The 5,452-nt window shown below is 57.2% G+C and carries 5 protein-coding genes; 3 read left to right on the forward strand and 2 right to left on the reverse strand.

Features of this window, described 5'->3' with window-relative positions:
• Nucleotides 1-202: 202 nt before the first annotated feature.
• Nucleotides 203-2,191, reverse strand: a complete 1,989-nt coding sequence (locus tag BXP70_RS28635) for a carboxypeptidase-like regulatory domain-containing protein (protein ID WP_086597547.1) — start codon at nucleotides 2,189-2,191, stop codon at nucleotides 203-205.
• 298 nt (nucleotides 2,192-2,489) lie between these two features.
• Here BXP70_RS28635 and BXP70_RS28640 point away from each other — a divergent pair, with 298 nt between their 5' ends.
• Both BXP70_RS28640 and BXP70_RS28645 read left to right on the forward strand, forming a co-directional pair.
• On the forward strand, nucleotides 2,490-3,800 hold the full coding sequence (locus BXP70_RS28640) for an alpha/beta fold hydrolase (protein WP_086597548.1): 1,311 nt from the start codon (nucleotides 2,490-2,492) through the stop codon (nucleotides 3,798-3,800).
• A gap of 437 nt (nucleotides 3,801-4,237) precedes the next feature.
• Nucleotides 4,238-4,480, forward strand: coding sequence for a hypothetical protein (locus BXP70_RS28645; protein WP_086597549.1), 243 nt, complete (start codon nucleotides 4,238-4,240; stop codon nucleotides 4,478-4,480).
• Nucleotides 4,481-4,646: 166 nt separating this feature from the next.
• Here BXP70_RS28645 and BXP70_RS28650 read toward each other — a convergent pair whose 3' ends face one another.
• The gene (locus BXP70_RS28650) at nucleotides 4,647-4,997 is read right to left on the reverse strand and encodes a hypothetical protein (RefSeq protein WP_086597550.1); all 351 of its coding nucleotides are present in this window, start codon (nucleotides 4,995-4,997) and stop codon (nucleotides 4,647-4,649) included.
• 246 nt (nucleotides 4,998-5,243) lie between these two features.
• Between BXP70_RS28650 and BXP70_RS30445 the strand changes: the two genes are divergently transcribed.
• Nucleotides 5,244-5,452: hypothetical protein (locus BXP70_RS30445; protein ID WP_218779896.1), on the forward strand; the 209-nt coding region annotated here is incomplete at its 3' end.

Genomic DNA, 5,452 nt, shown 5'->3' on the forward strand with positions numbered 1-5,452 from the left:
TGAAATGCTTACGCGCTACGGGTTGCAGTGAATAGGTTATGAGGGTCATTCTTCATATTGAACGATAGGCTGTAGCTAAAGCTGAATAGAACATAACCATTAACCAGAAAGCCACTTCCTGTGTGGAAGTGGCTTTCTGGTTAATGGTTATGTAGGGTGGGTAGCGAAAATGTTGCTAGCTAGTCGTCGGTAGATGACGCGGCTACTTTGGTAAGGGAGGCAAGTAGGTCGAGTCAGGGGCTTTCTCCACGAGGACTTTCACTTGAATGCCCACTCCCATACCCCGAGCGCGTCGCCATGCGCCCTCACTGGTTGGCCGGTAATACGAAGGACCATTCAGATAGCCAGCGGACAGGTATAACCCTTTCTGGGGACTACCCCATCCTTGCACCAACTCCACGGCCACTAGCACGTTGCCGGTAACGGCTAGTGGGTGAGAGGTTAAGTTGAAGGTGGCCGCGCCCGTTTGGTTGCCCACGCGCATAAGTACCTGCTCCATTAAGAGGTTTTGAGTCGGCACGCCTTTTTCCAGCCGATACACGTTCAGGCGTAGCAGCAGGCTGTCGTAGCGGTTGTAAGAGAGCTGAACGGCCACCTTCTCCAGGCTTACCGGCTTTTTTCCTAGATGCAGGGGGATGCCTACTTGCGCTCCTGATTCCGCCGACCCGAAGCCCGCATTGACGAAGGTTGACGTGGTTGTATTGCCTAGCACCCGCCGCACGGGCCGGGCACCCTGAACCACTACCTCGGGTAAGGGTATTTGCTGCTCCCATAGCGCTAGACGCAATGCTTGCCCTCGCGCACCAGCGCTTAGGAAAGCAACGTCCCATTCCCGGCTTTGGTACCCGACGCAGGAGAAGCGCACCTTGTCGGTGGCCCGAGCGCCCCGTAAGCGCAATTCGAACGTGCCATCCCCTCGGCTCACTGTACCTTGGTTACCGCCCACTACCCCGATGCTCACGTACGGCAAGGGGGTACCATGCGCATCGGTCGTCGTGCCTCGCAGGATCGACGCCAGGGAGGAATAAGCAGGTGCGAGGGTCGGTGCGGTTAGCGTTAGCCGGGTAGGCTGTTGCCGCAGTAGGGCTTGTAGGGTGTCGGGAAACGAGGTTTGGTGGCGTAGATGCGCGTCCAGCCAGCTGCTCACCAGCCGTTCCAGTAGCGGATAAGCAATGGGAGTAGGACGTCGCTTATCCAAGTGGCTGGCGAGTGTGGGCAGGCAGGAAAAATCCTCGTGCCGGGTTCTGAGGAGGCGCACGTAGGAGGCAACGCGAGCCCTAATTGGCAGCGCGTACACAGAATCGATCACAAACTCGGGCGTTTCCTGACCACTACTTAGGTAGAGATAAGGCGCGCTCAGGCGATGCGGCGCAAAGTAGGTGGCCTGCCGGATACGGGAGAACTGCGCGTCCTCGCCGGCATCTTCCCCATAGGGGTAGCGGTCGTTGCCATCCAGGGAAATGACGGCTTGCACGGGCGGCTCTTGCATTGCCAGGATGGTAGCGGCCAACCCGCCCCAACTGTACCCTAGCACGGCCACTTGGTTGGACAGCACCCAGCCTCTTCGCTGCAGGTAGGCGCGGGCAAACTGCGCGTCGGCGACCTGTTCGATCAGATCGACGGGGTCCATCGTCATGTAGCCGGGGAACTTGCCCACCGAGCTAACGGCGGCCACTAAGTAGCCCTGGCTAGCCAGTCCTTCCAGCAGGAGCAGATTTTCATAGCTCAGCCCGTTGTAAGCCGGGCAGTAAAGCACCAGCGGAAAGGGCCCAGCAGCCATTGGCGCCGCTAGCGTGCTCTGCGTCGGTAATATGCGCAGCTGGTGGGGAGCATCCAAACTCAAAACAGCCCCTAGGTAGTCGGTGAGTTGCGCACCGACGCGGCGGCAGGAATCGGCGGACAGGCCAAAGTTCATCCGCGAGCCGTAGGCCTCTAGAAAGTAGCCATAGGATAAGGTGCCCGTGCTTGATTGAACAGAGGGATAGAACAACTCCATTTGCACGGGGCGGAAACGCAGGCTGTCCACGCGCGTCGTGTCGAACGAGCGCGTCACGTCATAGCGTTGAATTCGTAGGTAGCCCACTCGGTACGATCTAGTGCCCTCAATTGATTGTGCCCGTACTAGCCCCGACGGAAAAGTCGTTAGGACAAGGAGTAGCCAGCCCAGTCGCCGTAAAAAAGAAGCATGCATACTCGTGGGAGCCGGCAACTGACTCGAAAGGTTGCACCAGTAGGTTGAGCGTGGCTTTTATTAGGCTAGCAAGACGCATGGCTTCTAACGAGCAAGTGCGTTTCGAATGTCTGCTGTATTACTATCGGCTCGCTGAACCAAGAACGTGCGCACGGATACCAGTACGACCTTCGTTACCAGGGTGCCCCACCTGTTGGACTGGTCACGTCAGTGGCGCACCTGTCGCCGATTAAACGATGTGCGCAAAACAGCGTCCATAGGCGCAGTACTTCTACTAGTCCCCCTACCTCTCGAACCGATGCGAGCCCAAGTGCTTCTCCTGCTCCTTCTTTTTGCCTTGCCCCTGGCCGGTTTGGCACAAACCTATCACAGCTCCAACAGCTTCTTTTTTCTGCCCCAGGTATCTATCGAACGCTATCAAGGCCAACCGTACCGCTACCAAGTGAGTGTACGTTACGTGCCGGCAGATACCACGGCGCACGTGTCGCTGATGGCCTTGCAGGTAGGCAAAAGCGATTACGACTTCAAGCAGCGAGACACACTAGCGGAGGCCGTCCGCCCCAATGAGTGGCAGACTTACACCCTCACCGGTCAGCTTGGGCCGAGCACCAAAAAGATCTGGTTTTATTCCGCCATCGGGGGCAATGGCACCTTCTTCTTTGATAATCTAACGTTGCAGGTGCAGGACGCTAATCAAGCCTGGCAGCCGGTGCCCATCAAGTACGGGGACTTTGAGCACTCGCCTACGCCACTGGCCGGCTATGAAACCATAGAGAAGGCATTGCCGACGGGGCTAGTGGCCGCCCTTGCGCCGGGGCAGGGCCCAGATCACAGCCAAGCCCTACGGTTGACCTTCTCAGGGGGCATCTTGGTCAAGAACACCCCACCTTATGGGCATAACCCGGCCGCCGGACACTACTGCCAGTTGCCGGGGGTGCGGCTTTACTACGAAACCTATGGCCGTGGCGAGCCGCTGTTGCTGTTGCATGGCAATGGCGAATCCATTCGCTCCTTCCGCAAGCAAATTGAAGCTTTCTGGGCGCACTTTCGCGTTATCGCTGTCGACACGCGAGCGCAGGGGCAGAGCCTGGATTCGCTAACTACTCCCCTCTCTTACGAGCTGTTCGCGGCCGATATGAAAGCGCTGCTCGATAGTTTGCACATTCCCAAGGCGCACGTGGTCGGCTGGAGTGACGGCGGGAACACAGGGTTGCTCATGGCCCAGCACTACTCTACCTACGTGCAAAAGCTAGTTACGATGGGCGCCAATCTGTTTCCGACTACCGAAGCAGTAGAAGCCAAGATGCTACGCCAGTCTGAGCAGGCCCGGCAAACTTTGCTCAAGCAGGGAAAGACCGCATCAGCGCGCTTGTTGACGCTTGTACTCACCGAACCACACCTACAGTACGCGGATTTGCAGACGATTCGGGTGCCCACGTTGGTGCTGGCCGGAGAGAAGGACATCATCAAGCGAGCCCACACCCAGGCAATTGCTGCGCACATTCCCCGCGCACAGGTTGTTATTTTACCGGGCACGACACATTACGCCCCGCAGGAAAACCCCGCGCTGTTTAACAAGACCGTACTACGCTTTCTGCTAGAGAAGTAGCTAACACAGAAAAAACGGCTAGGCTACCTACTTAGGACAGCCCGGAAGTCACGAGGAAGCCCCTTGTAGAAGGGATTTTTATACGATGCTTAAGTCAGTGGTGCGCGGCGATGCACACGCAATAAAGCTAGCCGCGGACAATGCAACTATTAGGAGCAGCTGTCTACTCTCTTAAGCAATATGTCGGGCTGCTGCTCAGCGCTTATCAAAAAGACGATGGTCCCCCCGAACCGCTGTTCTACTACGGCTTTGACACGCAAACCCCGTTGACCGTGGTTGACTATAAAGTTCTCTTGCGCTATGAAAGTCTTCGATGAATTCGGCAGCGACAACGATACGGACTGGAAAGAGAATGGCGTCGACGAAGAGGGCCAGAAGTGGAAAGTCGCTTACAAAGATGACGCTGAGAGTCTCAAGCCCTACACCTGCACAACGACTTGCAGCAGTACTTCGCCGGCAGTGATAGCCGCGGGGAAAAGATCGGCACCAGCCACGCGGAGGACTTCCGCTCTTTCTCCGAGCACGTGCGCCAAGCTACGGACTTCAACCCCTTCAAGCTGCTGCGAAAGTTCACCAGCGCCAAACTAACCGTTTACTACGAAGGCGAAATGGGGGAGATGATTCCGCAAACCCTGGGCGAGGAGATCGAAGACGAGTTCAACGAGGATCCCAAGAACTAGTCGCTGGTGCACTTCTTCGAGCAAGTACTGGTGCGCGCCAACCCGGCCGTGGCCACCTTCACTTTCGCCACGATGGCAGAGGGTTACCGCCAACTACTGACCTAGCTAGAAACGATCCGTGACGTGCGCTTCCTCTAATTGGGGTCTGGCCAGATCCAGCACTTAGTTAGGACTTTGGAGGCTTAATGAAGAGCAAGGTACTAGTCGCGTACCCATCACTACTCCCCTTGCTAGGTAGGTTCTCGGGCAGGATGCCTTGCAATACGTAGCCCTGCTGGTAATAGGCGGCGACGAGCTTCTGATACTCCTCGGCTACGCGCTTCTTCTCGTCGTCTTTCAGTTGGAACTTGATTTCCTGCCGTTCAGCCGGCCCTCCCCCTCGGGCAGTGATCACGAAGAGCCCTTGCCAGCCGTGACGCTCAAGCGTTACGGCAACTACCTCCGGCGCCTGCTGTGCCCAGGCCGACTCGCAGCCTAGTACCACCAGGCAACTCGCCACAACGAATAGCTTTTTCATGAGCCCAAGGTACTCACTCAGCCTTTTTGTACGCTACTTCTTTCTCCCCTAGTGTATCGAAAATCGGGCGTTTAGGACCCCTCCACACCCGCCTGGCCATCCGCCGGCAGCATCTTTCGCCTGTTGCGTCTGGACCAGTACCAGTTCACTCCCGAAACCTTCGAAGAGTAGGAGCGTCGGCCATGCCACCGTCATGCAAGCCGAGATCGAGGACCACTGCCGGGGCTTACGGACCATTGAGGCCGCTTGCCACCACGGCTTGAACGGCACGGTTATGCAGAAGACGGCTACGAGTTCACGGAAGACCCAGAAACGCCCGATCGGCCCTACGATGCCTACACCAACATTCTCGGTTACCTACGGGGGCGCCAGCATCAGCTGCCTCACCTTGAGCCCTCCGCTGAAGCACTTTATCAAACTGCTGCGGATACCGCCGGTTGCTTGCCGTTTCGCTC

The sequence above is a fragment of the Hymenobacter crusticola genome (genome assembly GCF_002154225.1).
GTDB lineage: Bacteria > Bacteroidota > Bacteroidia > Cytophagales > Hymenobacteraceae > Hymenobacter > Hymenobacter crusticola.

What these genes read in the sequence shown, in the direction of transcription:
- BXP70_RS28635 (WP_086597547.1), bottom strand. Translation starts at nt 2,191, where the DNA reads ATGCATGCTTCTTTTTTACGGCGACTGGGCTGGCTACTCCTTGTCCTA.
- BXP70_RS28640 (WP_086597548.1), top strand. Translation starts at nt 2,490, where the DNA reads ATGCGAGCCCAAGTGCTTCTCCTGCTCCTTCTTTTTGCCTTGCCCCTG.
- BXP70_RS28650 (WP_086597550.1), bottom strand. Translation starts at nt 4,997, where the DNA reads ATGAAAAAGCTATTCGTTGTGGCGAGTTGCCTGGTGGTACTAGGCTGC.